The sequence below is a fragment of the Pseudomonas sp. ANT_J28 genome, assembly GCF_008370005.1.
Taxonomy (GTDB): domain Bacteria; phylum Pseudomonadota; class Gammaproteobacteria; order Pseudomonadales; family Pseudomonadaceae; genus Aquipseudomonas; species Aquipseudomonas frigoris.
Genome location: NZ_VOBM01000030.1, coordinates 1 through 24,338 on the forward strand (window position 1 = coordinate 1; position 24,338 = coordinate 24,338).

At 60.0% G+C, this 24,338-nt stretch carries 24 protein-coding genes and 9 pseudogenes; 20 read left to right on the forward strand and 13 right to left on the reverse strand.

What is annotated here, in order from left to right; genetic code table 11:
- A partial coding sequence (locus FQ187_RS20115) for a transposase (protein WP_256667371.1) occupies nt 1-851 on the forward strand: 851 nt, incomplete at its 5' end.
- A gap of 664 nt (nt 852-1,515) precedes the next feature.
- On the forward strand, nt 1,516-2,238 hold the full coding sequence (locus FQ187_RS20120) for a GNAT family N-acetyltransferase (protein WP_149630817.1): 723 nt from the start codon (nt 1,516-1,518) through the stop codon (nt 2,236-2,238).
- Between the two features lie 253 nt (nt 2,239-2,491).
- On the opposite strand, the gene FQ187_RS20125 is transcribed toward FQ187_RS20120, so the two are convergent.
- Nucleotides 2,492-3,172, reverse strand: coding sequence for a TetR/AcrR family transcriptional regulator (locus FQ187_RS20125; protein WP_149630818.1), 681 nt, complete (start codon nt 3,170-3,172; stop codon nt 2,492-2,494).
- An 86-nt stretch (nt 3,173-3,258) separates the two neighbouring features.
- On the opposite strand from FQ187_RS20125, the gene FQ187_RS20130 reads away from it, so the two are divergent.
- Entirely contained in the window at nt 3,259-3,909 is a 651-nt protein-coding gene (locus FQ187_RS20130) for an NAD(P)H-dependent oxidoreductase (protein WP_149630819.1), read from the forward strand.
- Here FQ187_RS20130 and FQ187_RS20135 read toward each other — a convergent pair.
- A pseudogene (locus tag FQ187_RS20135) lies at nt 3,866-4,995 on the reverse strand (P1 family peptidase). The gene FQ187_RS20130 and the pseudogene FQ187_RS20135 sit on opposite strands and share 44 nt — an antisense overlap.
- 23 nt (nt 4,996-5,018) lie before the next feature.
- Nucleotides 5,019-5,327 (reverse strand): annotated as a pseudogene (locus tag FQ187_RS20140) (polyamine ABC transporter substrate-binding protein); the annotation flags it as partial.
- 111 nt (nt 5,328-5,438) lie between these two features.
- Here FQ187_RS20140 and FQ187_RS20145 point away from each other — a divergent pair.
- Nucleotides 5,439-5,555: pseudogene (locus FQ187_RS20145) on the forward strand (helix-turn-helix transcriptional regulator); the annotation flags it as partial.
- Between the two features lie 163 nt (nt 5,556-5,718).
- Here the strand turns inward: FQ187_RS20145 and FQ187_RS20150 are convergent.
- Nucleotides 5,719-6,660 carry a class I SAM-dependent methyltransferase gene (locus FQ187_RS20150; RefSeq protein ID WP_149630820.1) on the reverse strand — a complete coding sequence of 314 codons (942 nt, stop codon included), beginning with the start codon at nt 6,658-6,660 and terminating at the stop codon, nt 5,719-5,721.
- 166 nt (nt 6,661-6,826) lie between these two features.
- Between FQ187_RS20150 and FQ187_RS20155 the strand changes: the two genes are divergently transcribed.
- The 6 genes from FQ187_RS20155 (at nt 6,827) to FQ187_RS20180 (ending at nt 10,341) form a co-directional block, all read left to right on the forward strand.
- The gene (locus FQ187_RS20155; protein WP_149630821.1) at nt 6,827-7,444 is read left to right on the forward strand and encodes a cytochrome b/b6 domain-containing protein; all 618 of its coding nucleotides are present in this window, start codon (nt 6,827-6,829) and stop codon (nt 7,442-7,444) included.
- A complete protein-coding gene (locus FQ187_RS20160) occupies nt 7,441-8,226 on the forward strand; it encodes a molybdopterin-dependent oxidoreductase (protein WP_149630822.1) in 786 nt (261 codons plus the stop codon). Before FQ187_RS20155 ends, FQ187_RS20160 begins: the two co-directional genes overlap by 4 nt.
- Before the next feature lie 71 nt (nt 8,227-8,297).
- Nucleotides 8,298-8,624, forward strand: a complete 327-nt coding sequence (locus tag FQ187_RS20165; RefSeq protein ID WP_149630823.1) for a pentapeptide MXKDX repeat protein — start codon at nt 8,298-8,300, stop codon at nt 8,622-8,624.
- A gap of 182 nt (nt 8,625-8,806) precedes the next feature.
- Complete coding sequence (locus tag FQ187_RS20170; RefSeq protein WP_149630824.1) at nt 8,807-9,214, forward strand: response regulator; 408 nt, start codon at nt 8,807-8,809, stop codon at nt 9,212-9,214.
- A 133-nt stretch (nt 9,215-9,347) separates the two neighbouring features.
- Nucleotides 9,348-9,560, forward strand: a complete 213-nt coding sequence (locus FQ187_RS20175) for a DUF1059 domain-containing protein (protein WP_149630825.1) — start codon at nt 9,348-9,350, stop codon at nt 9,558-9,560.
- 112 nt (nt 9,561-9,672) lie between these two features.
- Nucleotides 9,673-10,341, forward strand: a complete 669-nt coding sequence (locus tag FQ187_RS20180; protein ID WP_149630826.1) for an HAD-IA family hydrolase — start codon at nt 9,673-9,675, stop codon at nt 10,339-10,341.
- Between the two features lie 9 nt (nt 10,342-10,350).
- Here the strand turns inward: FQ187_RS20180 and FQ187_RS20185 are convergent, their stop codons facing one another.
- Both FQ187_RS20185 and FQ187_RS20190 read right to left on the reverse strand, forming a co-directional pair.
- Nucleotides 10,351-11,010 carry an isoprenylcysteine carboxylmethyltransferase family protein gene (locus tag FQ187_RS20185; protein WP_149630827.1) on the reverse strand — a complete coding sequence of 220 codons (660 nt, stop codon included), beginning with the start codon at nt 11,008-11,010 and terminating at the stop codon, nt 10,351-10,353.
- 44 nt (nt 11,011-11,054) lie between these two features.
- Nucleotides 11,055-12,002 carry a GlxA family transcriptional regulator gene (locus tag FQ187_RS20190; RefSeq protein ID WP_149630828.1) on the reverse strand — a complete coding sequence of 316 codons (948 nt, stop codon included), beginning with the start codon at nt 12,000-12,002 and terminating at the stop codon, nt 11,055-11,057.
- A 123-nt stretch (nt 12,003-12,125) separates the two neighbouring features.
- Between FQ187_RS20190 and FQ187_RS20195 the strand changes: the two genes are divergently transcribed.
- Nucleotides 12,126-12,917 carry an SDR family oxidoreductase gene (locus FQ187_RS20195; RefSeq protein WP_149630829.1) on the forward strand — a complete coding sequence of 264 codons (792 nt, stop codon included), beginning with the start codon at nt 12,126-12,128 and terminating at the stop codon, nt 12,915-12,917.
- A gap of 68 nt (nt 12,918-12,985) precedes the next feature.
- Nucleotides 12,986-13,918 (forward strand): pyridoxal-phosphate dependent enzyme, encoded by a 933-nt coding sequence (locus tag FQ187_RS20200; RefSeq protein ID WP_149630830.1) that lies wholly within the window; start codon nt 12,986-12,988, stop codon nt 13,916-13,918.
- Between the two features lie 51 nt (nt 13,919-13,969).
- On the opposite strand, the gene FQ187_RS20205 is transcribed toward FQ187_RS20200, so the two are convergent.
- On the reverse strand, nt 13,970-14,287 hold the full coding sequence (locus FQ187_RS20205; RefSeq protein WP_111449117.1) for a DUF2388 domain-containing protein: 318 nt from the start codon (nt 14,285-14,287) through the stop codon (nt 13,970-13,972).
- Between the two features lie 120 nt (nt 14,288-14,407).
- Nucleotides 14,408-14,575: pseudogene (locus FQ187_RS20210) on the reverse strand (Rid family hydrolase); the annotation flags it as partial.
- Between the two features lie 192 nt (nt 14,576-14,767).
- Here FQ187_RS20210 and FQ187_RS20220 point away from each other — a divergent pair.
- Nucleotides 14,768-15,328, forward strand: a pseudogene (locus FQ187_RS20220) (NAD(P)/FAD-dependent oxidoreductase); the annotation flags it as partial.
- Nucleotides 15,329-15,490: 162 nt separating this feature from the next.
- The gene (locus FQ187_RS20225) at nt 15,491-16,087 is read left to right on the forward strand and encodes a DinB family protein (protein WP_149630831.1); all 597 of its coding nucleotides are present in this window, start codon (nt 15,491-15,493) and stop codon (nt 16,085-16,087) included.
- Here the strand turns inward: FQ187_RS20225 and FQ187_RS20230 are convergent.
- Both FQ187_RS20230 and FQ187_RS20235 read right to left on the reverse strand, forming a co-directional pair.
- A pseudogene (locus FQ187_RS20230) lies at nt 16,008-16,784 on the reverse strand (LysR family transcriptional regulator). The gene FQ187_RS20225 and the pseudogene FQ187_RS20230 sit on opposite strands and share 80 nt — an antisense overlap.
- Nucleotides 16,785-16,896: 112 nt before the next feature.
- A pseudogene (locus FQ187_RS20235) lies at nt 16,897-17,568 on the reverse strand (LysR family transcriptional regulator).
- A gap of 20 nt (nt 17,569-17,588) precedes the next feature.
- Here FQ187_RS20235 and FQ187_RS20240 point away from each other — a divergent pair.
- From FQ187_RS20240 to FQ187_RS20250, 3 genes and pseudogenes are all read left to right on the forward strand, one after another.
- Nucleotides 17,589-17,945 (forward strand): annotated as a pseudogene (locus FQ187_RS20240) (aldo/keto reductase); the annotation flags it as partial.
- Nucleotides 17,946-17,947: 2 nt separating this feature from the next.
- Nucleotides 17,948-18,745, forward strand: a complete 798-nt coding sequence (locus tag FQ187_RS20245; protein WP_149630832.1) for an SDR family NAD(P)-dependent oxidoreductase — start codon at nt 17,948-17,950, stop codon at nt 18,743-18,745.
- A 27-nt stretch (nt 18,746-18,772) separates the two neighbouring features.
- The gene (locus FQ187_RS20250; RefSeq protein ID WP_129436758.1) at nt 18,773-19,183 is read left to right on the forward strand and encodes an SRPBCC family protein; all 411 of its coding nucleotides are present in this window, start codon (nt 18,773-18,775) and stop codon (nt 19,181-19,183) included.
- 63 nt (nt 19,184-19,246) lie between these two features.
- Here FQ187_RS20250 and FQ187_RS20255 read toward each other — a convergent pair whose 3' ends face one another.
- Nucleotides 19,247-20,548 carry an ATP-binding protein gene (locus FQ187_RS20255; protein WP_149630833.1) on the reverse strand — a complete coding sequence of 434 codons (1,302 nt, stop codon included), beginning with the start codon at nt 20,546-20,548 and terminating at the stop codon, nt 19,247-19,249.
- On the reverse strand, nt 20,545-21,285 hold the full coding sequence (locus tag FQ187_RS20260; RefSeq protein WP_149630834.1) for a response regulator: 741 nt from the start codon (nt 21,283-21,285) through the stop codon (nt 20,545-20,547). Before FQ187_RS20260 ends, FQ187_RS20255 begins: the two co-directional genes overlap by 4 nt.
- 305 nt (nt 21,286-21,590) lie before the next feature.
- Here FQ187_RS20260 and FQ187_RS20265 point away from each other — a divergent pair, with 305 nt between their 5' ends.
- Nucleotides 21,591-21,854: a DUF2790 domain-containing protein gene (locus FQ187_RS20265; RefSeq protein ID WP_149630835.1), complete on the forward strand. Its 264-nt coding sequence runs from the start codon at nt 21,591-21,593 to the stop codon at nt 21,852-21,854.
- A gap of 198 nt (nt 21,855-22,052) precedes the next feature.
- Nucleotides 22,053-23,264 (forward strand): cytochrome c biogenesis protein DipZ, encoded by a 1,212-nt coding sequence (locus FQ187_RS20270; protein WP_149630836.1) that lies wholly within the window; start codon nt 22,053-22,055, stop codon nt 23,262-23,264.
- Nucleotides 23,265-23,273: 9 nt separating this feature from the next.
- Here FQ187_RS20270 and FQ187_RS20275 read toward each other — a convergent pair.
- Nucleotides 23,274-23,851, reverse strand: a pseudogene (locus tag FQ187_RS20275) (helix-turn-helix transcriptional regulator).
- A gap of 183 nt (nt 23,852-24,034) precedes the next feature.
- On the opposite strand from FQ187_RS20275, the gene FQ187_RS20280 reads away from it, so the two are divergent.
- Nucleotides 24,035-24,304, forward strand: a complete 270-nt coding sequence (locus tag FQ187_RS20280; protein ID WP_033060295.1) for a DUF4242 domain-containing protein — start codon at nt 24,035-24,037, stop codon at nt 24,302-24,304.
- Nucleotides 24,305-24,338 lie beyond the last annotated feature (34 nt).

The following is a 24,338-nucleotide window of genomic DNA, read 5'->3' on the forward strand; positions in this document are numbered from 1 at the left end:
TGCCTGAAAGTGTCCGGATGGCCGTGGAATCGGTGTCCGGATGCTCGTGGAATGAGTGTCCGGATCAGCGTGGAATCAGTGTCCGGATGTTGGTGGAATGGGTGTCCGGATGGTCATGGAATCCCCACATTATGACTCGCGGCACGGGAATCGTCGGTTACAACGTACAGACAGCGGTCGATACCCAGCACCATTTGATCGTTGCGCATGAGGTTATCAACGTCGGTTCCGACCGCGATCAACTCAGCTCGATGGCCAAGCAGGCCCGCGAGGCGATGGCGTCAGAAACGCTGTCGGTAGTGGCTGACCGAGGTTACTTCAAAAGCGAAGAAATCCTGGCTTGTCACTATGCAGGCATCACTGCCTATGTGCCAAAGCCGATGACCTCTGGAGCTAAGGCCGACGGGCGTTTCAATAATGATGCCTTTATCTATGACGCGGCAAAAAACGAATACATTTGCCCGGCTGAAGGGGCGCTGATCTGGCGCTATACCAACGTTGAAAAAGGCCTGAAGTTGCACCGCTACTGGAGTTCGAAATGCCGGGGTTGCGCAATGAAACCGCAGTGCACACCGAGCACGGAACGGCGGGTTCGACGCTGGGAGCATGAAGCCGTACTGGAGGAAATGCAGAACAGGCTGAGCAACGCGCCGGAAATGATGCGGATCCGAAAACGAACGGTTGAGCATCCCTTCGGGACGCTCAAGCAATGGATGGGTGCGACGCACTTTCTGACCCGGAAACTTAACGGGGTGAGTGCAGAGATGAGCTTGAATGTGCTCGCCTACAACCTGAAACGGGTCATGAAAATCCTCGGCACTACTGGCTTGATGAAAGCGCTAACGGCGTAAAAACCGGTCTTTTTTACCCCCCTCCAAATGACTTTAAGAGGCTGTTGAGCCGTTTTAACTGTTCCTGGAGGCGTCGTGGTATTGATCAGTTTGCGAAACGTCCGCACGGCCTTTGGGCGTCAAAATAAAAACCCAATCAGGCGTTTTTACACACTCTGGGCCGATTTCTGCCTATCGCCACCGGCAGCAATGGGTCGTTCTCTGCCTGTCACCGCCACACAACGTGGCGGTCGGCTGAGGGATCCGTCGGTGTTGGAGGCCCGAAATCATCGAGCGGTGCAGTACTGACCGTGGTCAGACTGAAGGTGATTAGCATCACGGAGAAGGCTCCCGGCCCTCGAAAGAAGGCGAGTGAGCTGTGCTCCGGTGCTGCGATTTTCATGGTTTTCCCCTCGCGTCTGACCCAAATGGCAGCTGCGTTGCAAAGACCGACGCAAAAGCCGAGCCATACCCTGATATGAGGAGAAAACTATTAATAATCAGTAAGTTGTATGAGTTTTATGTTGTCGGCGTGTAAAGGCAGTATTTGCAAATGGGGGATATTCCTCACTGTCGGGGGAACGATCAATAAGGCCAGGTTTTGCGGGTAAAGCTAAGACAGCACGTTATGATAGGCACGCCCGCGAACACACTCTTCACGTCCGCCCCAGAGTCAGAGCCACGAATGCCACAGATCACCCATTTCAAATCCCCGTGCCCCGAGCACATCAATAGCCAGATCCTGCAGATGGTGGTCGATTATCTGACCGACATCAGCATGGTCGCTATCGCGCCGAGCAATCTGTTGTACAACGTGTACCAGTACGCGATCGGCTACGAGGTTCACCTCTATCTGGAAGCATTGAACGGGGTGAAAGGGATTGCGGTGGAATTGCTCGTCGCGACCGACGAAGACGACCCGGAGAAGGTCGTCGGCTTCCTGCTGTACCTGCCGGTCAAGGACGATCCCGATGCATGCGGTGTTGCGTATATGGCGGTGAGTGCCAGCCATCGGCGTCAGGGTGTCGCCCGAAAGATGCTGCGGGAGATGGTCGGCCGCTACCCTCATGCCGAGCTGACGTGCGCGGTCGCCAAGGTTCCTTATTTTGAGGCTATGGGGTTTCAGGTAGTGGGCGTGCGCGCTACTCAAGTGCTGATGAACACCGGCGACCACGGCACAGACGGCTTGATGGCCGTGCTGGACGTGGCGTGGATCTACAGCTCGCACGAGGTGCGGCAGATTCATACGTACCTGCTGCAAAAACACGGCAAGCGGGCCATGCTCGATGCGGAAAAACAGCGTGACCGGCATCTGGACCAGATGACGCGCAAGGCGAACGAGTTTGTGCGGGAGCGACTCGGTGAAGGTGCGGTGTCAGCTCCTTCCCCTCGGCTGCGGCTGGTCTAGTCGCTTCGACTCAACGTAAAAAAAACCCTTGGTGCGAACAACGCGCCAAGGGCTTTTTTGTGTCTGGCATTCATGCAGATAAAAAAAGAGCCTCAAAGCTCTTTGATGGGGAGGAAGTAGAGCCCTCGAGGCTCAAGATGCGCATGAAACAAGTGGTGAGCTTGGTAGGGGTTCATTTCACTCACCACTTACGCAACGGCTTGAGCAAACAAGCGGCTGCGTAGAATCATCGTAGAAAGTTGGGGGTTGGCGCTCAAGTACCGCTAGTCGAATCGATCTTTCCAGCGTCAGTTTCCGCGATTTTTCCAACGTCGCCACGGGCACTTCTTTCGACCATTGCGATGATGGTTTCGTACAGTTCGTCCTGTGCCTGCACGGCGCTGATTTCCCCATTCGCGGCGGCGTGTGACAAGGCTTCCGCCGCACCGAGCATCGCCCGCACTCCCGCTGCCTTGATCTCACCCGCGCCAGCGAAAGGGGCGAGGGTGGTTCGGCATTTGTTCAGGAAAATCGCTTCGTACTCACGCTTGATCTTCTCCAGTTCCGGGGAGCTGGCCAGTGCAGCGATGACCCCGGGAATCTCGTTGCCCTGAAGCAGCACGCAGTCAACGTACGACGAAGCAATCACCCTGGCGGTGCCGGGTAAAGTCGGTTCGCTGCTCTGAAGTGCCGTATCCATCAGCGCTGTCTGTCGGGCATCGAAGTCTTGGTAGAGCGCCGCCAGCAACCCGGGCCGGGTCGTGAAGTGATCGTAAACCACCGGTTTGGTGATCCCTGCTTGCTCGGCAAGGCGCCCCAATGTCAGCGCGTCCGTACCTTCTTCCCGAACGAGTTGCCAGGCGACGTCCAGCAACTGGCGTTGGCGGTCCTCCCGGGACATTCGTCGTCGCGGTTGCGGCGTGGAATCTTGCGCGTCTGTTTCTGTGGTTGACATGGCTATGTACCAAAAGTAACTTACTGATCGTAACTTACCAAGAGTATATAAGGTCCGCCTTGTGCTCTCAATCAGGAGTTTCCAGCATGCACGCGCTTATCGTTGTGGCTCATCACGATCCTCGTTCGCTTACCCATAGCCTGGTTGCGCAAGTCGCTCAGGGCATCACCCTGGACGATCCCGGTCATACCGTTGAAATCGCCGACCTCTCAGCCGAAGGGTTCGATCCGAGGTTCAGCGTCGCTGATCTGGCGGTGCATCACCGGGAGTCGCCGCCTCCTGCTGATGTGGTTGCCGAGCAAGCTCGGATAGACCGCGCCGATGCGGTGGTGCTGGTTTATCCGGTCTACTGGTGGTCGATGCCGGCGCTGCTCAAGGGCTGGATTGATCGGGTGTTCGCCAACGGCTGGGCGTTCGACTTCACTGCGGATGCCAAGCTGGAGAAGAAGCTTGGCCACCTGCGGGTTCACCTGATCGGTTTGGGCGGTGCCGACGCTGCAACCTACGTCCGGCACGGTTATGCCGACGCCATGAAGACGCAGATTGACCATGGGATTTTTGATTATTGCGGTGCGCGGGTGGTGACGTCCGAGCTGCTGCTCGAATCGGAAATTCAGGACCCAACGGCGCACCTGGACGCCGCGAAAAAACTCGGTCGCGAGCTCTTTGCGGCCTCCAGACACCTCAATCCTGTTAGACCTGCTCTCCCGGCCAGCCCGCCCGACGCAAGGCGTTGAGCCGCGTCCCGGCATCCTGTCCCGGCACCGCATGGCCATAGCCTTCGGCGGCGTCGGAGGCCAGCAAGGCATTGATGATCGCTTCCACCATCGCTTCGGTGGCGGCCAGGAACAACATCGCTGATGTGGTCGTTGTTGACCATGCTCAGGTTGTCGGTGGTCGGCGCACGCTTACTCTCGTAAGCGGCCGGCGGCACGTGTTGATTGCCGGTGGCGAAGGCGATGAAGATGTCTCCGCTGTGGTCTTCATTGCCGCCGCCGCCGGTGCGGGCCAGGCCGAGGCTGGCGCGCTGCGCGAGGCGCGTGCACTGATGCGGCAGCAACGGTGCATCGGTGGCCAGGCAGACGACGATCGAGCCCATACCCGGATGCGGCAAGGACGCCTTGAGAAATGGCGAGTCGGCCTTTTCCATGTAGCGCCCGACCGGGTAACCGTCGACCCGCAGTTCGTTGCGGATGCCATGGTTGGCCTGGACGATGGCGCCGACGGCCCAGCCGCCCTGAGCACGGTTCAATTGCCGCGAAGCGGTGCCGATCCCACCCTTGAGTTCGTGGCAGATCATGCCGCTGCCGCTGCCGACGGTGCCTTCGATTACCGGACCACCCATCGCCGTGCGCAGGGCTTCGGCCACATGTTCAGGCTTCACGTGGAAACCGTTGATGTCGTTGAGCAGACCGTCGAAGGTCTCCAGCACTACCGGCATGTTCCAGTAGAGTCGCCCATCATCGGGCTGGTTCTGGCGATCCAGCGCCACCAGCGCATCGCGCACCACACCCAGGCTGTGGGTGTTGGTGAAGGCGATCGGACTGGTCAAAAGGCCTGCTTCGCGAATCCATTCAAGACCGGTCGCGTCGCCGTTGCCGTTGCCGTTGAGCACATGGACGCCGGCAAACCGGTTGCAGGCTGGTGGAACCGGCACGCGGCTCGATCACGGTGACGCCGGTCAAAATGTCGCGACCGTTCGCGGTTCGTCCTCGCACATTGCTGTGGCCGACCCGCACGCCGGGCACATCGGTGATGGCGTTGAGGGGGCCGGGTTGCAGTTGGCCGAACTGGATGTTCAGGTCGCGGGCACGTGGTTTCATCGTTTCTCTCATCTCGTGGCAGAAAAAGCGGGCCAGGTTGGGCGCGGTACCTGTGGGAGCGAGCTTGCTCGCGATAGCGGAGTGTCAACCACCACCACGTCGTAGCCGCTGCGGCTGGCGAGCAATTTTCCCTCCAGAACTTCGGCACTGTCGAAGGTGTCGTAAACCGGCGCGATCCCGGTGTCACGCTTGAAATCCTGCAGGGTCGTAGGGCCAATGTAGTCATACCAATTGTAGACGTGAACCGTCGGGCCCTCGGCGGCAACCGCCGATAAAGAGACCGACAAACAGGCGCCCAGTCCAAGATTGATATACGAGCGGTGACGACTCATGATGCGGCACTCCTGGCCTGCTGCAGGCCGGTGATGATCAGGTGCTTGCAGCGTATCGGCAGGGAGTGGACTCACCCATTCCCATCATGGGTTACTCGAAAGGGGTAGGGCGTGGACGCGTTGTTGAAAGAGTTACCGGTGCACCAAGGACTGGCGCGGGTATTTGGAGCCTTGGGGCAGGACGGGTTCTGGCGTGTGCTGGTCGACACGCTGCGGTTGCTGGTGCCGAGCAAGAAGAACTGGCGGATTGGTGTTGCAGCCGCATTGACTGGAGGGAGCACTGCAAGTCTCCTGTGGGAGCGAGCCTGCTCGCGAAGAGGGCGGCACATTCAATATTGATGTTGGCTGACACGACACCTTCGCGAGCAGGCTCGCACACAGAAAGCAGAAATCAATCCTCCAGCCTGAACACCAACGCCTTCAACCCGCATTCAACATCGGCATCGGGAAACTCCGGCGGATTGTCCAGCCGTTGCTCGAAACGCAGGCTCGGTGCTTCGCGGGTGACGCCGTCGATGAGGAAGTCCGCACCGAACGCCGGATCGTTCATGCACGCCAGCACCGTGCCCTGAGGGCTGAGCAATTCCGGCAGGCGGCGCAGCACGCGCTGGTAGTCCTTGGTCAGCAGAAAACTGCCTTTCTGAAACGACGGCGGGTCGATGATCACCAGGTCGTAAGGGCCCTTGCCGATCACCTTGCCCCAGGATTTGAACAGGTCATGACCGAGGAACGTCACCTTGCTCAGGTCGTGGCCGTTGAGCCGGTGATTGTCGCGACCACGGCTCAGGGCCGGGCTGGACATGTCCAGATTGACTACGTGCGTCGCACCCCCTTCGATGGCCGCCACCGAGAATCCGCAGGTGTAGGCGAACAGATTCAGCACACGCTTGCCCTGGGCATTGGCCCGCACCCAGTCGCGGCCGTAACGCATGTCGAGGAACAGGCCGGTGTTCTGTTTGCGGCCCAGGTCCACCCGGTAATGCAGGCCGCCCTCGGTGATCGTCATCTCGTCGATCGCGTCCCCCAACAGCCACTCGGTGGTGCTTTGCACCAGATAGCGATGTTGCAACAGGAGCGTGTGCGCGCCGGATTGCGTCCACGCAGGCGATTGCGCGATGTCCATCAGCTTCTGTTTCAGCGCGTCCAGTTGCGATGCTTCGGGTTCCTTGAACAGAGACACCAGCACCACGCCCTGCAGCCAATCGACGGTCAATTGCTCCAGCCCCGGCCAACACCGGCCCCGTCCATGGAACAGCCGGCGGGTTTCTGCGGAGGCAGTTGCCAGGGCCGTCAGTAAATGGTCGTGGAGGGTGGAGAGGGCGTCTGAGTTCATCGGGCAGCGTCGGCAATGTGAGGGGGCGGCATTTTAAACATAATTGCGGTGCAAGGACCGCTGCAAGGCACCGAGAGTTATCACGTTTTATTTAACTTTACGTGAGGATTTGGCGATCTGTCGGCTCGCATACTTGGCTCCAACGATCAACCGCCGGGAGCCGAACATGTCGCCGTTACCTGTTTCACCCGTCAGCAGCCATCCCCGCTGGCTACGGCTGACCCACTGGCTGAATGCCCTGGCGGTGCTGGTCATGGTCACCAGCGGTTGGCGAATCTATAACGCGTCTCCGCTTTATGACTTCAGTTTTCCCAAGGCAATCACGTTGGGTGGCTGGCTCGGTGGCGCGTTGCAATGGCATTTCGCAGCGATGTGGTTTCTGGCCTTCAACGGTCTTGTCTACCTGATCATCAACCTCGTCAGTGGTCGTCTGAAACGGCGCTTTTTCCCGGTCTCACCTAAAGGTGTCCTGCATGACTTGTGGGCCGCGTTGAGAGGGCGGTTGGGGCATGCCGATCTGAGTCATTACAACCAGGTGCAACGGGTGGCGTACCTGTTCGTGATGATCGACATCACGCTGCTGGTGATTTCCGGGTTGGTGTTGTGGAAATCCGTCCAGTTTCCGCTGTTGCGTGAACTGCTGGGCGGTTACGAAGTCGCGCGGCACGTGCACTTCATTGCGATGTCGCTGTTGGTGGCCTTTGTCGCGGTTCATCTGGTGATGGTCGCGCTGGTTCCCAAAACGTTGTGGGCCATGATTGTCGGTCGCAAGGAGGTCGTATGAAACAGCGCATTCAAGGCTCAGGGCTGGACGAGTCGTCCATCCTGACAGATGCCAGGAAAATCATTGCCCCACAGATCGAGGACCGCTCACGACGCTCGTTCCTGATGCGCAGCCTGACCCTCGGCGGCGTGGCCATGTTGTCCGGCTGCAACCTCACCGACAACGAAAGCGTCGACACCGCGTTGTCCTCCATGTCCCGGTTCAACGATCGGGTGCAGGGCTGGTTGTTCAACCCCAATGCACTGGCGCCGACCTATCCCGAGTCAATGATCACCCGGCCGTTTCCGTTCAATGCCTTTTACGGCATCGACGAGGCACCGACGGTGGAGGAAGAGAGTTATCGACTGGAAGTGACCGGCATGGTCGCCGACAAGCGCAGCTGGCGCCTCGAAGAGCTGCGCGCCATGGCCCAGACCGAACAGATTACCCGACACATCTGCGTCGAAGGCTGGAGCGCGATCGGGCGCTGGGGCGGCGTACGGTTCAGTGATTTCCTGAAGCGGGTCGGTGCCGACACGGATGCCAAATTTGTCGGCTTCAAATGCGCGGACGACTATTACACCAGCATCGACATGGCCACCGCACTGCATTCGCAAACCTTGTTGACGCTGACCTATGACGGCGCGGTGCTGCCTCGCCAGTACGGCTTCCCGATGAAACTGCGCATGCCCACCAAGCTGGGCTACAAGAATCCCAAACATATTCAGGCGATGTTCGTCACCAACACCTATCCGGGTGGCTACTGGGAAGACCAGGGCTACAACTGGTTCGGTGGTAGCTGATGGCGCCTGGCCACTTCACTGCGCAGCGCCCGCTGCGCTCATTCGCAACCTGTGCTTCAAGGAGTTCCATCATGAAAAAGTTAGCGACCACCGTACTGTCCATGTGCCTGGCGTTTGGCACCGCCAGCGTGTTTGCCGCCGATGCTACAACCAATAACGGCATGAGCAACGACAGCATGAGCAAGGATTCAATGTCTAAAGACGCCATGCACAAAGACACGATGAAAAAGGACGCCATGACCAAGGATTCCATGAGCAAGGACGCGATGAAGAAAGACAACATGTCCAAGGACGCGATGAAGAAAGACAACATGTCCAAGGACGCCATGAGCAAGGACGGAATGAAGAAGGACGCGATGTCCAAGGACACAATGAAAAAAGAGGCTCCTTCGTACTGATCCGAACACCCTCCGTCGAGGCCAGACCCTGGTTTGCAGGCGCCCATACACCACTGTATGGCGCCTGATTTCATCGCCCGCTTGTATCAAAAATGAATTTCCGCGAAGTCCGCTGCTCATACCTGATAGGCAGCGGATTTAAGCGCGCGAAATCATTCAGGCAATCAGGGAGTGGCACAGTCATGAGACCAGTATCGACAGCGGGCGATCATCTCCTTGGCGGGTTGATTCTTGTGGTTGAGGACGACCCGCTGATCCTGGAGTTTCTCTGCGAAATTCTTCAGGACGAAGGCTTTGTGGTCGAACCGCAGATCAGCGCGGATGCCGCATCCGCGTACCTGGAGCAACATTCGGGGGGCGTCCGTCTATTGCTCACGGACATCACCATGCCGGGCAAACTCAATGGTGCGGACCTGGCCAATCTGTTTGGCGACCGCTGGCCCGACAAACCGATCATGATCATGTCCGGTTTCGAAACGCCGGAAAGCGCCGGGGTTAGGCATTCGGTGTCGTTCATCAAGAAACCGTGGGCACTTGGGCAGTTGCTGGACTGTGTGGAAGGTGCCTTGAAGTCGAAACATACCCTGTAGAATGTGGCGGGCCTATACTTCAAGAGTCGGCACACTCGGTGTGACATGCAATCGTGTTTGATGTATGGGGTGGCGCGTCGAGTGATCGTTCACGCAGGCCAAGGCCTGCCTTCGTCGTAGGGAGGAGAAGATCATGGCGCGTAAATACATCGACTGCCGCGAGTTTCCAAGCGATGCCAAATGCTCGGTCGCACTGTCCGCAGACTCTGAAAACGAACTGCTCGAAGCCGCCGCACAGCATGCGGTCAGTGTTCACAAGCACACCGACTCACCGGAACTGCGTGCTCAATTGAAGACGATGTTTCACGACGGCACCCCGCCTGTTGACGCACCGCGTCCCACTTAGCAAGGAAGTCCTCTTCAGGAGTTGCCGAAGGCTCGGACCGCGTTCGGCAGCTCCTCGCAAATGCTACATTGTTCGGCGAACCCGCCTGGCACTTGCGAGAGGAAGCTCCCCCTTGTCTGCTCAAGAATCTGTCTTCAATACCCCGCTCCGCGCTTTTCTGTTCGATATGGATGGCACCGTCCTCAATTCCATCGCCGCTGCCGAGCGGATCTGGGCGGCCTGGGCCTTGCGCCACGGCGTCGATGTCGACTCATTCCTGCCCACCATCCATGGTGTTCGCGCCATCGACACCATCAATCGTCTGGCGTTGCCCGGGGTGGATGCCGCGGCTGAAGCGGCGTTCATCACCGAGGCGGAAATCGAGGATGTCGAGGGGATCATCGAGGTGCCTGGCGCGGCGAATTTCCTGAAATCGCTGCCCGCCAACCAGTGGGCGATCGTCACCTCCGCGCCGAAGGCATTGGCGTTGCGGCGGATGGCCGCGGCGGGTATTCCAGTGCCTTTGGTGATGGTCACTGCCGAAGACGTCAGTGCCGGAAAGCCTGATCCCGCGGGCTATCGACTGGCGGCCAAGCGCTTGGGCGTCGAACCGGCCGATTGCCTGATTTTTGAAGACGCCACCGTGGGCATTCTCGCCGCCGAGGCGGCGGGCGCGGGCCTTATCGTGGTGACCGCGACCCACGACCATCCGCTCCAGACCCCGCATGCCACGATTGCCAGCTATGAGTTAGTTATCACGCTAGTGGACCCCGACGGGCATGTCCGCCTACAGAAAATCTAATGTGGATGTCTAATAAACCCCGGGAATCAACCGCCAACTGCGGGCGCAATAAGCCTCGTATTCGTTGCCGAACTGCGCCCTTAACAGCCCTTCTTCGGCGTGAATGCGGGCGATCAGCGGGATCAGCGTCACCGCGGCCAGCAACAGGCCAACGCCGGAGCGAAAGGCCAGGGCCCAGCCCACTGCAGTGATCATCAGCCCCAGATAACTGGGGTTGCGCAAGGTGCGATAAATCCCGTCGGTGACCAGCGTGTGCCCCGGCTGAATCGCCACCAGTCCACTGAAACGCTTACCCAGCACAAACACCGGCCACAGCCGCAGCGTGCCGCCGATGATGAACAGTAATGCCCCGAGCCAGCGCACACCTTCGCCACCAAAGGTCCAGAAATCGATCCGGTCGGTGTAGGCCGGCAGGTACCCGCTCAATAGACCGATCACCCCGAACGCCGGCAGCACCCAACGATTGGCCCGGTCTTCCTGTTCACCGGAACTCAGGTTGACCTCAGTGAACATGGACGCGATGGCCATCACCAAAGTGGCAAACACAATAACCACCAGCGGTGCATGAGAGAAAAATGCCGAGAATCCGCCAAGCCCCCACACCGCGAGCCCAAGGTAGGCGAGGGTGGAAACAACGGCGAAAAATGCCAATTTGGCTGAGATTTTCATAAGCACCTCGTCTGATTCTTTTCAGTTTAGAGACCCGGCGCCTCTCACGCGTTCAACCCGGCCCTGGCATTACGCCGAATCACCTGCGGCGGCTGTCCGAACGCCCGAAGGAAGGCTTCGCGCATGCGGCGGCAGTCGCTGAAGCCGGATTCTTCGGCGATCTGATCGAGGGTCAGGCGCCCGCGTTCCAGCATCTGCCGCGCCGCTTCCAGGCGCAGGTTCTCGATGGCTTTGGCCGGTGATTGACCGGTTTCCGCCCGAAAGGCCCGGCTGAATTGCCGAGGGCTGAGGCGCGCGACGTCCGCCAGTTGCTCCACCGATAACGTCTCGGTGAGGTGTTCTCGCGCATAGCCGAGCACGGTTTGAATGCGGTCGGATTTCGCCTCCAGTTCCAGCAGCGCCGAGTGCTGCGACTGGCCGCCCGCGCGGCGGTGGTAAATCACCAGTTTCTGCGCCACGGAACGGGCCAGTGCGGCGCCGTGATCCTTTTCCACCATGGCCAGCGCCAGGTCGATGCCGGCGGTCATCCCGGCGGAGGTCCAGATCGAACCGTCGACGACGTAGATGCGGTCTTCTTCGACTTTGATCGATGGAAACCGCGCTTGCAGCTCCCGTGCATAAGCCCAGTGGGTGGTGGCCCGCCGTCCGTCGAGTAAACCGGCCTGTGCCAGGACGAACGCCCCGGAGCATATCGACGCCGTGCGCCGCGCGGTTTTAACGCTGTCGCGCAGGTAAGTCAGTACGCCCTCGGGCGCCTGCTCGAGGATGGCGTCGCCGCCCACCACAATCACCGTGTCGAACACTCGCTCATCAAAAGCCTGGGTGCCGACACTCAAACCACCGGAAGCACGCAACGTGCGGCCATCTTCGGAGATCACGCTCACTTCATAGAGCGCTTCGCCAGCGCTGAAATTGGCGTACTCGAACACCGGCATGGCCGCCAGCGCCATGGACTGGAACCCTTCAAACACTACAAATGCCACGGAAGTCATCGAGATGTCCTCAAAAGGTCATGTCCGAAAAACGTACTTTAAACGTCATTTGAGACGGCCGTTAGACCCTTTATAACGGTTCACACCCGGCGAAGTTATCGCCTCACTGTGAAGGAAATCGACATGGCCCTCTCATCCAAAGGTACCGCTCTGATCACTGGCGCTTCTTCGGGCATCGGCGCGGTGTATGCCGACCGTCTCGCGCGGCAGGGTTACGATCTGATTCTGGTCGCCCGCAGCCAGGCGAAACTGAGCGCCCTGGCCAACCACTTGAGTAATGAAACCGGCCGCGCCGTGGAAGTGGTCGCCGCCGATTTGAAAGACAAGGCCGACTTGCGGCGGGTCGAAGAAATTCTACGCTCCGACGCCAGTATCACCCTGTTGGTCAACAACGCCGGGGTCGGCGCTGTCATGCCGCTGCTCGGCAGCCCCGTGGATGACATGGAAGACATGATCACCCTCAACGTGACCGCGTTGATGCGCCTGGCTTACGCGGTGGTGCCAGGCTTCGTCGCTCGCGGCACCGGGACGGTGATCAATATCTCCTCGATCGTTGCCATCGCCCCGGAAATTCTCAACGGCGTGTATGGCGGGACCAAGGCATTTGTCCTCGGCCTGAGCCAATCGATGCACCGCGAGCTGGCCGACAAAGGCATTCGTATCCAGGCCGTATTGCCCGGTGCCACCGCCACCGACTTCTGGAGCGAGGCCGGCAACCCGGTGGAAAACCTGCCGCAAGAGATCGTGATGTCTGCTCAGGACATGGTCGACGCCGCGCTGACGGGCCTGGCGCAAGGCGAAGTGGTGACCATTCCGGGCCTGCACCAAGGCGACCAGTGGGACGCCTATGAAGCCCAGCGCCAGACGCTTTCAGGTTTGTTCGGCAACTCCACGGCAGCACCGCGTTATCGCTGAAGCGGTAACCGTGGGAGCGGGGTGAACTAAGCTTGGATTAGGACCGTTCACCCTAAAGGAGCTCCGCCATGCTTCACATCAGAACGCCGTTGATTCTGCATCCAGACCTGTCGACCCCATCTCGACGAATATGGCTCAAGCTGGAAAACCTGCAACCGAGCGGCTCTTTCAAACTTCGCGGTATTGGGCTCTTGTGCAGCCAGGCAGCGGAGCAAGGGAAACGCAAAGTGATCTGTCCTTCCGGCGGCAACGCCGGGTTCGCCACCGCCGTGGCTGCCGCCATACTGGGGTTGAAAGCCTGCATTGTGGTGCCGCACACCACGCCGGAAACCACCCGCGCACGGATCAGGAAAACCGGTGCCGAGGTGATCGTCCATGGCAAAGTCTGGGACGAAGCCAATCTACGGGCCAAAGAACTCGCGCAGGGCGCTGATACCGAATACGTACCGGCCTTCGATCACCCGGTGTTGTGGGAAGGGCACAGCACGATGGTCGATGAAATCCTCGAGGATTGCCCTCAGGTCGATGCGCTCGTGATGTCGGTAGGGGGCGGAGGTTTGCTGGCGGGGATTCTCACCGGATTGATCCGCCACAAGCGCATGGACTGCCGGATCATCGCGTGTGAAACCCAGGGTTCTGCGTCTTTTGCCGCCGCTGTCAGTGCCGGACATCCGGTCAAATTCCCCCGGATCGATACGGTCGCCAAGTCGCTCGGCGCGACTCAGGTGGCCGCCTGGCCGGTGCAGCATATCCTCGATTTCCCGCACGAGTGTGTCGCGCTCAGCGATGACGAGGCGATCATGGGCGTGGTGCGTTACGCCAACGACCTGCGTCAGTTGGTCGAGCCGGCGTGCGGCGTTTCGTTGGCGATTGGATACCTGGACCATCCGGCGATTGCCGAGGCCCATGATGTGGTGATTGTGGTGTGCGGCGGCGTGAGCATCAGCGCGCAATTGGTGGCGGGTTGGGCGCGATTATCCACCGGTGTTGAAGCAAGGTAGGGCTGCAAACGCTATCCGGGTGCTGCAGCCCCACCGCTACTTTTTCAGCCTTTATTGACCCGCGGCAACGCCTTCCTGGACGAGGATCGCTCTGGCCAGGTCTTCGTCGCTGGCGTTGAGGCCTGGATGTTCCTGACGAATCTGCTTTAAGTATGACTCCAGATAAACACCACGAATCGCGCCGCCACTGGCAACGAAGCTGGAGGCGTCATCCCGGGCAGGAATCATGAGTTTGTGGTCTTTGAACGTCGAGTACAACGATGCGGAAACCCCGGCTGACGTGGCGACATCGCCCGCATCCACTTTGGCCATAGCGGAGCCGAAGGGTAAACACAGCAAAAGGGAAGAGATGATAATCAGACGGCGCATGACGGTGTCCTCTGAAAGCGTGAAGCAAAAAAGGAAGTACCTCATATTCTAGGATGCGCGGCGGCCGTCAGGAGTTCCCTGTCGAAGCGTTAACAGTCCAACACCTGCGTCTGAAAAAGCTCAGTCCTTCGCCGCACACACGATGATCTCCACCAATAACGCTGGCTCTGCCAGCTTTGCTTCGCCGCAGGCGCGGGCCGGAGCGTGGCCTGCCGGTACCCAGGCATCCCACACGGCGTTCATCGCCTCGAAGTCCGCCATGTCGGCGAGCCAGATGGTGGTTTGCAGGCGCCTCGCCCAACCTCGTGATGCGCAGCATGTTCAGCGGCTCGGCGCTGGTGGCGGCCTTGTGCATACTGGCGGTGGCGTATAGGAGCGAGGCCAGCAAAGCGAGCGGCTTGCTTTGCGTGGCGATATTCTCCAGCCTGATCGATTATCGGGAACGAGGGCTGACGTGAAAGGAGCGCAGGGCAGGTGAGCGTCGATGACCTGCAATGGCTGGACGCCGAACAGGCGCGGGAACTTGAACCGACAGTGTCCTGCATCGCTGCGCTCTGCTCGCCGTCCACCGGGATCGTCGATTCCCATGCCCTGATGCTGGCGCTTCAGGCGGATGCCGAGGCCAGCGGCACGTCGCTGGTTTTTCATACGCCGCTGGCGTCTGCCCGTTGCACCGAGCAAGGTTTCGAACTGCAGATGGGCGGCGCCCAACCGATGGCTTTGAGTTGCCGCGAGTTGATCAATTGCGCCGGCCTGTCCGCGCCTGAGGTGGCGAGCCGGATTGAAGGCTTGCCGTCGCAGCACGTTCCCGAGGCACGATTGTGCAAGGGCAGCTATTTCAGTTTCAGTGGTCGGGCGCCGTTCCGGCATCTGGTGTATCCGGCCCCGGAAAGTGCGGGGCTGGGTGTGCACATGACGCTGGATCTGTGCGGCCAGGCGCGCTTCGGGCCGGACGTCGAATGGATCGGCGAGGGGATTTATAGAAACGTCGCACCGCCCCGTTCGGCTGCGAAGCAGTCGTCAATCCGGACAAATCGGCCTGTCTGAACGGACGCGGGGGCCGCTTCGCGACCCAACGGGGATAAATCCCCTCGCCACAACGCAGCTACACAGGTCGCGGAGCTACCGGTAATCAGCGTTTGCAATGCCGCTCGCCCTGAGGGCTATGCTTGGCAGTGCGCCCATCACAATGGGAGACCTCCGATGATTAACGTACGCACTGCCCGCATGCTTGCCGATTACAAGCGCTGGGCCAATCAACGCCTCTTTGACAGCCTGACCGCCTTGCCACCAGGTGAGGTCAATAAAGAGCGCGTGTCGGTGTTCAAGAACATGATCGGCACCCTGAACCACATCTACGTGGTGGACTGCATCTGGCAGGCTCACCTCGAAGGCCGAGGGCACGGCTTCAAGACGTCACACGATCTGCTGCACCCCGAACTTCCTGAGCTGCGCCTGGCGCAAAAGGACATCGATCACTGGTACTGCGACTGGAGCGAACGGCAGACCGATGCCTCACTGGATAAACCCGTCGAGTTCAGCTTTGTCTCGGGGGAAAGCGGCATCATGAGCGCCGGCGCGATACTGATGCACGTGGTCAACCACGCCAGCTACCACCGCGGCTGGGTGGTCCAGATGTACTTCGAAATTCCGGTCATGCCGCCGGTCACTGACCTGCCGGTCTACCTGCGCGAGACCGACCCCGAGTCTTTCAAATCGATTAATGCCCCGGCAGTGGAGCGGCCATGTGTTGGGCGATTCGCGAGCGCAACCAACGTTCTGCCGGATCGTTATCGTTGACCCCGTTCCAGACCATGGACAGTTCGGACAGCACGATGTCAAACGGCGGGTCGTCGGCCCGCAACTGGCTGCTGCCTTCGATCAGCGCGCACGCCGCGTAGTCCGGCACCGTGGCGAGCATATCGGTGCCGGTCAGCAAGGCGCGCAGGCCGGCGAATTGCGGCACCAGGATCTTGACGCTCAGGTCGCGCAGCTTCTTGCGCTTGGCGTTGGCCGGCAGTTCCTTGGTGTAGCTGATCCCGACGGAAATCTCCCTGCTGGCCAGCATCGACGACATCAGCAAGTAATTCACCCGTCGCACCACCACCACAACGTTCTGCGCCTCTTCGCGTATTTGCTTGAGCAGCGGCGGAAACAGGCCGAACTCGGCGTCGTCGGACAGGCCGATGCGAAACACATCGCGGCTAGTGGACGGGTCGAAATCCTTGGCCCGGCTGACCGCGCCGGAGATGGTGTCCATCGCCGGCTGCAACTCCTTGAGGATCGCCAATGCGCGCTGGGTCGGCTCCAGCACACGACCGTAACGCACCAGCAGCGGGTCGTCGAACAGGTCGCGCAACTTGGCCAGTGAGGCACTGACGGCGGGCTGACCGAGAAACAGCTACTCCCCGGCCCGGGTCAGGTTCTTTTCGAACATCAGGGTTTCGAGAATGACCAGCAGGTTCATATCGACGCGGCGCAGGTCGTTGCGGTTCATGCGGGCTTCTCGCTGGGTTTCGGGGGCTTTTCAGTAAAGCACCAAACATGTGGCGATGAGGCAAGCCCCTCGCCACATGATCATTCCCACGCAGAGTGGAGCGTGGGAACGATCATGTGGCCGGGCCCGATTCGGTCAGCACTTTCCTGAACGTTTCCACCAGCGGTCGCAAATTGATCCGGTGCCATGCGGCCCACAGCGGCGTGGTGAAGGAAATCCATGGCACTTCCCGCAGCACCACGCCGGGTGGTGCGTTGCGGCTCAGGCCTTTCTGAATCATCGCGATGCCCAGCCCCGAAGCCACCAATCCCAATGCGGTCTTCGGCGACGGGCGGTTCGCTGACCAGCGCGATATCCAGACTACGCTTACGCAGGCCTTCGAGTTGTTCGGCGGAATTGAGGTTGTACAGCGCGACGTGCTCGTTCGGCCGGTCGACCCGCAGCACCCGCAAGGCGTTCGGCAGGACGCCGGCGTGTATGGCATTTTCGATGTAGCCGATGCACAAGCCGCCTCTTCACCACGACCTAGGTGCTTGCCCAGGGATTCCAGGCGATTGGCGTGGGTCAGCTGGGCACGGGTTTCAGCCAGGAAAGTCTGGCCGTCGCGGGTCAGGCGAATGCGTTGCTGGCTGCGTTCGAACAGGGTCAGGCCAAGGCGCTCTTCGAGCTGGGCGATCTGTCGACTCAGGGGCGATTGTGAAATGTGCAGGCGTTCGGCGGCGCGACCGACGTGTTCTTCTTCGGCGACGGCGTCGAAGTAGCGCAATTGGCGGATGTCGATCATGTCAGACCTATTGGGTTCGTCTGGGCACCGCGCTGGCGCAGGACGTCGAGATCGTGGTCGGTGGTCCTTACAGCTCGGGCATTTTGGCCGGTGGCACGCACTTCGAATACCAGAAAGCCAGCCCGGCGATCATCAACAAAGTTGAGCAGATCAAACGCATTGCTGCCACGCATGGTGTCGACATCAAGGCAGCTGCGTTGCAGTTCTCGTTGGCTAACCCGGCGGTGGCGGCGGTGATTCCGGGGTCCAGCCGTCCGGACCGGATTGCTCAAGACTTTGCCGCGATGTCGGCCGTCATTCCCGCTGCTTTCTGGCAGGCGATGCGCGAGGCGAAACTGGTGTCCGAACGTGCGCCATTGCCGATCATTGGAGGTTGAGCATGAAAATCGATCTGAGTGGAAAATGCGCCATTGTCAGCGGCAGCACCGCCGGCATTGGCCTGGGCATCAGCAAGGCGCTGGCCGAGTCCGGCGCCACGGTGGTGGTGATCGGCCGCGAGACGGCCAAGGTCGAACAGGCGCTGGCGAGCATTCGCCAGAGTGTGCCGGACGCGCAGTTGCGTGGCCTGACCGCAGACCTCGGCACGGCCGAAGGCGCCGAGTTGTTGTTCGCCGCCGAACCGCGAGCGGACATCCTGGTGAACAACCTCGGGATCTTTAACGACGTGGATTTCTTCGATGCACCGGACAGCGAGTGGACGCGTTTTTATGAGGTCAACGTGATCTCCGGCGTGCGCCTGTCACGGCATTACGTGCCAGACATGGTCAAGCAGGGCTGGGGGCGGGTGATCTTCCTGTCCTCGGAATCCGGGGTCGCAACACCGGCCGACATGATCAACTACGGCGTGACCAAAAGCGCCAACCTGGCGGTGTCCCATGGTTTGGCCAAGCGGCTGGCGGGCACCGGGGTGACGGTCAACGCGATCCTGCCCGGCCCGACATTGACCGATGGCCTGGAGCAGATGCTCAAAGACGCCACTGCCAAATCCGGGCGCAGCGTTCGGGAAGAAGCCGATGCCTTCGTGCGCAAGGCTCGGCCGACCTCCATCATCCAGCGAGTGGCGGATGTCGAGGAAGTCGCGAATCTGGTGGCCTACATCGCCTCGCCGCTGTCTTCGGCCACCACTGGCGCGGCGTTGCGGGTCGACGGTGGTGTTGTCGACAGCATGGCAATTTGAACCTTATTGATTGAGAGAGAATATTTCATGGCTGCAGCATCAGCATTCATCGACATCCCGGCGACCGCCGACCAGGTTTGGCAATTGATCGGCGGCTTTAACTCGCTACCGGACTGGCTGCCGTTTATTCCCAAAAGCGAGCTGAGTGAAGGCGGCCGGGTACGTAGCTTGCAAACGGCGGATGGGGCGGTGGTGGTTGAGCGGTTGGAGGCGTTTGATAACGCTGGGAAGACTTACAGTTATTCAATTTTGCAGGCGCCGTTTCCGGCTACTGACTATCTGGCGACTATCAGTGTTGAAGCGCAGGGGCAGGGCGCGCGAGTGACGTGGTCTGGGCGGTTTGCACCTGTCGGTGTGAGTGACGAGGAAGTGGTGGCGCTGTTTACCGGTATCTACCAGGGTGGTCTGGAGGCCTTGCGGGCCAACTACCCGGCCTGATTGACTGCCGATCGTTCCCACGCAGAGTGGAGCGTGGGAACGATCAATCGATCAACGATCATGCTACGGAGCCGGTAATTTGAGCTCCGCGCACAACCCACCTCCTTCACGATTACTCAACGTCAACGATCCCTCGATCGCCAACGCCAACTGCTGTGCAATCGCCAAGCCCAACCCGGTCCCGCCAGTGCTGCGGTTACGCGAGTTCTCCACGCGATAAAACGGCTCCATCACCTGAGCCAAATCTTCCTCGGCAATCCCCGGGCCACGGTCCATCACCTTCACCGACAAACTGCCGTCAGCCTTCGTTTCCACCCTCAATTCGGCGGCGCCAGCGAACTTCAGCGCATTGTCTGTCAGGTTCACCAGCACCCGCCGCAAGGCGTGCGGCCGGGTGGTGATTACCGCGTCACTTTTACCGCCTAGCTGCACGTCTTTGCCCATGTCCTGATAGTCGAACACCAGGCTGTCGAGGAACGAATCCAGATGGGTGCGGCGACTTTCCTCGGTGGCGCCATGAACGCTGCGGGCATAGGCCACGCCTTCGCGCACCAGGTGTTCGATCTCGCCCAGATCATTCCAGAGTTTGTCTTTCTCGGCGGAGTCGTCCATGAATTCGGCACGCAGTTTCATGCGGGTGATCGGGGTTTGCAGGTCGTGGGAAATCGCCGCCAGCAGTTGCATGCGCTCCTTCAGGTAAGCGGCGATGCGCGCCTGCATCGAATTGAAGGCCATGGCGGCATGCGCGACTTCGGTCGGGCCTTTTTCGTCCAGGTGCACTGCGTGGGTGTTGGGGTCCAGGGTCTCTACCGCTTGGGCGAGGCGGGTGAGGGGGCGGATGGCGATTCTCACGGCCAGCCAGGTGCAGATGAGCATCAGTGCCAGTTGCCCCAGCAACACGATGGGTAACCACGGCGACAACGGCACCATCGAGGGTCGCACGTCGATGGTCAGCGGGCTGCCGTCCGCCAGTTTCAGGTGGACCTGAAAATGTTTATTCGGCCCGGGGATGTCGGTCATCGTCATGGGGTAATCCTTGCCGATGGCCTCTTTGATCGACGTCATCGCGATTGGCGAATCGTTCATGGGCATGCCCGGCGAGCCTTCGTTCAGCAAATAGCGGTAGTTACGTCGATCCAGTTGTTGCAGCCAGCTCATGCGTTCTTCGGGCGGCAAGCGGTCGAGGATGGCGATGGAGGTCGAGACGTCGGTTTCCAGATTGCCCAGCATGGTGTTCTTCGTGCTTTCGTATCGCTCGTAGTACTGCGCGCCGAAGGACAGCGCCTGCGCGAGAATCAAGCCGATCAGGAAGATCAGCGACAGCCGCGAGGCGAGGGTGCGGGGCCAGCGCATCGAGAGATTCATGAGGGCGCCCCGAGCACTTCCACCGGCAGCGAAAACACATAGCCTTCGCTGCGCACGGTTTTTATGTAGGCCGGTTCGCGGGCATCGTCCAGCAGTCGCTGGCGCAAGCGGCTGACCAGCAAGTCGATTGAGCGGTCGAACAGGTCGGCATCGCGGCCTTGGGTCAGGTTCAGCAATTGATCGCGATTGAGCACCCGCTGAGGATGATCGAGGAACACCCGCAGCAACCGATATTCTGCGCCACTGAGCGCGACCATCGTGCCGTCCTCATCGAGCAGGTGCCGGGCCGAGGTGTCCAGGCGCCAGCGCCCGAAGGCCAGCAAACGACCGCTTTCGGTGACCACCAGGTTGGGAGGCAGCATCCGAGTGCGGCGCAGCACGGCGTTGATGCGGGCGAGCAGTTCACGCGCAGCGAATGGCTTGACCAGGTAATCGTCGGCACCCATTTCCAGGCCGATGATGCGGTCGGTTTCATCGTTGCGCGCGGTGAGCATCAGCACTGGCGTGGCCTTGTGTTTGCCGGCGCGTAACTCACGGCACAGCATCAGGCCATCGTCGCCGGGCATCATGATGTCGAGCACGATCAGGTCCACCGGCGTGGATTCCAGGAACGTGCGCATTTGCCGTCCATCCGCCACGACGGTGGTGCGCAGGCCGTTTTTCTTGAGGTAGTTGCCTGCCAGTTCCCGGATCTCTCGGTCATCGTCCACGATGAGAATGTGATCGACGTGTTCCATTTGGCCAGGCCTCTGTAGATGGGGGATGTCGCGCAGTCTATCGAGCATTGGCCCGCTCGCCCGCAGTCCTTTGTATTGCAGTGTATCTGGCATGTCGGCGGATACACGTGGACGCAAAAACACCCATTTTCAGGGCATTTGTATAGCTGTGTATCCCGGCCCGGTTTTGATACGTACCGATTTACACGCGCCTGTTCCCGACACAGTCGGGATACCTCGCGAGCTTCTAATAGGTTCCATCGAGGCAAGCCAAACCGCCTCGGCCCAATCAACGATTGACCTATTGAAGCCTTGAGGAAACCACCATGAACACCAAAGCCGTCTACGCCGCTTGCCTGTTTGCCGCCCTGAGCATCTGCACCTTGTCGGCCCGTGCCGAAGCCGATGTCACCGCTAAAACCTACACCTTCGGCACGCACCTGGACATCAAGAAAGTGGTGTCGCTGAAACAGGACGCCTCGCCTTTCTGTGGGGTTGTGGATGCCCAGCTGACCTACCTGGATTCCCATAACAAAACCCAGGTTCTGGACTATCGCAAATTGGCTGATGGCTGCAACTCAGACAACTGAGTTCTGTGCTCCAGCTGACGCCGGTGGCGCAGAAGGGCAGGAACGCCTTTTTGGCGCAGGACGGTTCCAGCCGGACGCCGCAAGGTCAGTTGCTGGGTAACCAGACGGCCTGATGCCCGGAACACTGATCTGTAAACACCACCGCTCCCACATTAGATGTGTGTGAATCGCCACCCCCCACATGTTGTAGGTGATCCCATGTTTCTCATCGCTTTCCTGGGCGGCATATTGACCGTTCTCAGCCCTTGCATCCTCCCGGTCGTGCCGTTCCTGTTCGCCGGTGTTAAACGCACACGTTCCTCGATCCTGCTCACCCTCGGCGGCATGGTCCTGACCTTCGCCCTGATCTCCAGCCTGGCCGTGGTCAGCAGCGAGTGGGTGGTACGAGCCAATAACACCGGCCGTCATGTGGCCCTCATCGTGATGGTGCTGTTCGCCCTGTCGCTGATTTCCGCCCGTGTCGGTGACTGGCTGGCCCGTCCCTTCGTGGCGCTGGGCAACCGCCTCGACCCGGACACCCGCAAAATGTCCGGCCCGTTGAGTTCGATCATGATCGGCGTTGCCACCGGTCTGCTCTGGGCACCGTGCGCCGGGCCGATCCTCGGGGTCATCCTCACGGGCGCCATGCTGCAAGGCGCAAACGCTCAAACCAGCCTGTTACTGGTGGCGTACGGCCTGGGCAGCGCATTGTCCCTGGGCACCTTGATCTTCGCCGGTCGCGGCCTGGTCAATCGCTTGAAGGCGTCGATCCCGGTCACCGGTTGGCTGCGTCGTGGTGCCGGCGTGGCCGTACTGGCCGCTGCGGCGGTGATTTCCACCGGTGCCGACAAAACACTGCTGGCCGGCACGTCGTCCGAAGGCGTCACCACGGTCGAACAACGCGTGTTGGAAACCGTGCCGAAAGTCGTCGACTACTTCATCAGCAAGGTCAAGGCAGACTCGTCCATGGACAACGCCCAAGGCGCGATGCCGTCGCTGTCCGGTGCGGTCGAATGGCTCAACTCGCCGGCGCTGAGCAACGATTCGCTGAAAGGCAAAGTAGTGCTGGTGGACTTCTGGACCTTCGACTGCATCAACTGCCAGCACACCTTGCCGTACGTGAAGGACTGGGCGAAGAAATACGAGAAGGACGGCCTGGTGGTGATCGGCGTGCACACCCCTGAATACGGTTTCGAGCGCATCATCGACAACGTCAAGGATCAAGTGAAAAAGCTCGGCATCACCTACCCGGTGGCCATCGACAACAACTATGCGATCTGGCGCAATTTCGACAACCAGTACTGGCCGGCTCACTACCTGATCGACGCCAAGGGTCAGGTGCGTTACACCCACTTTGGTGAAGGTAGCTACGAGACTCAGGAGAAAGTGATTCAGCAGTTGCTGGAAGAGGCTAAAGCACCCGCTGCTTAATGCCTCAAATCAATGGCTCACAGGCAGCACGCTGTGGGCCATTGGTTTTTTCTCCTGACTGCGCCGCCACGCTGCCGGTGGCGCTCCAAACTCTCGACGAAAAGCCCGACTGAACGCCGTGTCGGTCTGGTAGCCCACCTCTTCGGCAATCCGCATCAATGAGCTGTTACTGCTGCGTAACAGGTTGGCCGCCAGCAACATGCGCCATTGCGTCAGGTACTGCATCGGCGAACTTCCCACCAGTTGCTGGAAGCGTTCCGCCAACACCGATCTTGACGTGCCGGCAGTGCGCGCCAGTTCATCCAGCGTCCAGGCGTGACACGGTTTTTTGTGCAGCGCGTTGAGGGGGGCGGCGCCGACAATCCGGTCGCCCACACCCGCCAGCCAACCGGTACGACCTTCGCCCTGTTCGTGCATGTACAGGCGCAGCACTTAGATGAATAACACCTCGGCCAGTTTCGCCAGCACACCTTCGCCGCCGTGTCGGCGCTCGGCGATTGGTAGCACCAGGGGGCCGTGAACCTGGCATTGATAAAAATCGCGCCGACCAGGCGGACGACGCGCAGGGTCTGTGACAAGGCATCCATGGTAGTTTTCCCGTGTTGGCGGGGCGGCTTTTGATTGTGATCCTGTCGCGCCAGAGCGTGAAATCTCCGGACGATCGGGCAGGGTTGGCCGACGATCGGGCAGGACGCCAGCGTTGCCCGGCGCGATAGTTGGCACACAGGGTCTGCCGACCCTGTCATCAATAACAAGAATGAGAGGTTGCCATGCCTAAGTTCGTTATAGAACGCGAGATTCCGGGTGCTGGAACACTGTCAGAAAGGGATTTGAAAGCGGCTTCGCAAAAGTCCTGCAGGACGTTGCGCGACTTGCCTGAGGTGCAGTGGCAGCAGAGTTATGTCACCGGTGACAAGCTCTACTGCGTGTACATCGCGCCCAACGAAGAGTTGATCAAGGAACACGCCAGGCAGAGCGGTTTCCCGGCCAACCGCATTTCCCAGGTCACGGCCATCATCGATCCCACCACGGCCGAATAAGCCGGGTTGCGTTCCAACCCGCAACGGAGCGGAA

Bases quoted from the DNA above. Each gene is read 5' to 3' on its own strand.
- FQ187_RS20155 (WP_149630821.1), top strand. From the start codon at position 6,827: ATGTCGCCGTTACCTGTTTCACCCGTCAGCAGCCATCCCCGCTGGCTA.
- FQ187_RS20190 (WP_149630828.1), bottom strand. From the start codon at position 12,002: ATGACTTCCGTGGCATTTGTAGTGTTTGAAGGGTTCCAGTCCATGGCG.
- FQ187_RS20280 (WP_033060295.1), top strand. From the start codon at position 24,035: ATGCCTAAGTTCGTTATAGAACGCGAGATTCCGGGTGCTGGAACACTG.
- FQ187_RS20170 (WP_149630824.1), top strand. From the start codon at position 8,807: ATGAGACCAGTATCGACAGCGGGCGATCATCTCCTTGGCGGGTTGATT.
- FQ187_RS20185 (WP_149630827.1), bottom strand. From the start codon at position 11,010: ATGAAAATCTCAGCCAAATTGGCATTTTTCGCCGTTGTTTCCACCCTC.
- FQ187_RS20165 (WP_149630823.1), top strand. From the start codon at position 8,298: ATGAAAAAGTTAGCGACCACCGTACTGTCCATGTGCCTGGCGTTTGGC.
- FQ187_RS20250 (WP_129436758.1), top strand. From the start codon at position 18,773: ATGGCTGCAGCATCAGCATTCATCGACATCCCGGCGACCGCCGACCAG.
- FQ187_RS20175 (WP_149630825.1), top strand. From the start codon at position 9,348: ATGGCGCGTAAATACATCGACTGCCGCGAGTTTCCAAGCGATGCCAAA.
- FQ187_RS20205 (WP_111449117.1), bottom strand. From the start codon at position 14,287: ATGCGCCGTCTGATTATCATCTCTTCCCTTTTGCTGTGTTTACCCTTC.
- FQ187_RS20245 (WP_149630832.1), top strand. From the start codon at position 17,948: ATGAAAATCGATCTGAGTGGAAAATGCGCCATTGTCAGCGGCAGCACC.
- FQ187_RS20130 (WP_149630819.1), top strand. From the start codon at position 3,259: ATGCACGCGCTTATCGTTGTGGCTCATCACGATCCTCGTTCGCTTACC.
- FQ187_RS20150 (WP_149630820.1), bottom strand. From the start codon at position 6,660: ATGAACTCAGACGCCCTCTCCACCCTCCACGACCATTTACTGACGGCC.
- FQ187_RS20260 (WP_149630834.1), bottom strand. From the start codon at position 21,285: ATGGAACACGTCGATCACATTCTCATCGTGGACGATGACCGAGAGATC.
- FQ187_RS20270 (WP_149630836.1), top strand. From the start codon at position 22,053: ATGTTTCTCATCGCTTTCCTGGGCGGCATATTGACCGTTCTCAGCCCT.
- FQ187_RS20120 (WP_149630817.1), top strand. From the start codon at position 1,516: ATGCCACAGATCACCCATTTCAAATCCCCGTGCCCCGAGCACATCAAT.
- FQ187_RS20125 (WP_149630818.1), bottom strand. From the start codon at position 3,172: ATGTCAACCACAGAAACAGACGCGCAAGATTCCACGCCGCAACCGCGA.
- FQ187_RS20200 (WP_149630830.1), top strand. From the start codon at position 12,986: ATGCTTCACATCAGAACGCCGTTGATTCTGCATCCAGACCTGTCGACC.
- FQ187_RS20265 (WP_149630835.1), top strand. From the start codon at position 21,591: ATGAACACCAAAGCCGTCTACGCCGCTTGCCTGTTTGCCGCCCTGAGC.
- FQ187_RS20160 (WP_149630822.1), top strand. From the start codon at position 7,441: ATGAAACAGCGCATTCAAGGCTCAGGGCTGGACGAGTCGTCCATCCTG.
- FQ187_RS20195 (WP_149630829.1), top strand. From the start codon at position 12,126: ATGGCCCTCTCATCCAAAGGTACCGCTCTGATCACTGGCGCTTCTTCG.
- FQ187_RS20225 (WP_149630831.1), top strand. From the start codon at position 15,491: ATGATTAACGTACGCACTGCCCGCATGCTTGCCGATTACAAGCGCTGG.
- FQ187_RS20255 (WP_149630833.1), bottom strand. From the start codon at position 20,548: ATGAATCTCTCGATGCGCTGGCCCCGCACCCTCGCCTCGCGGCTGTCG.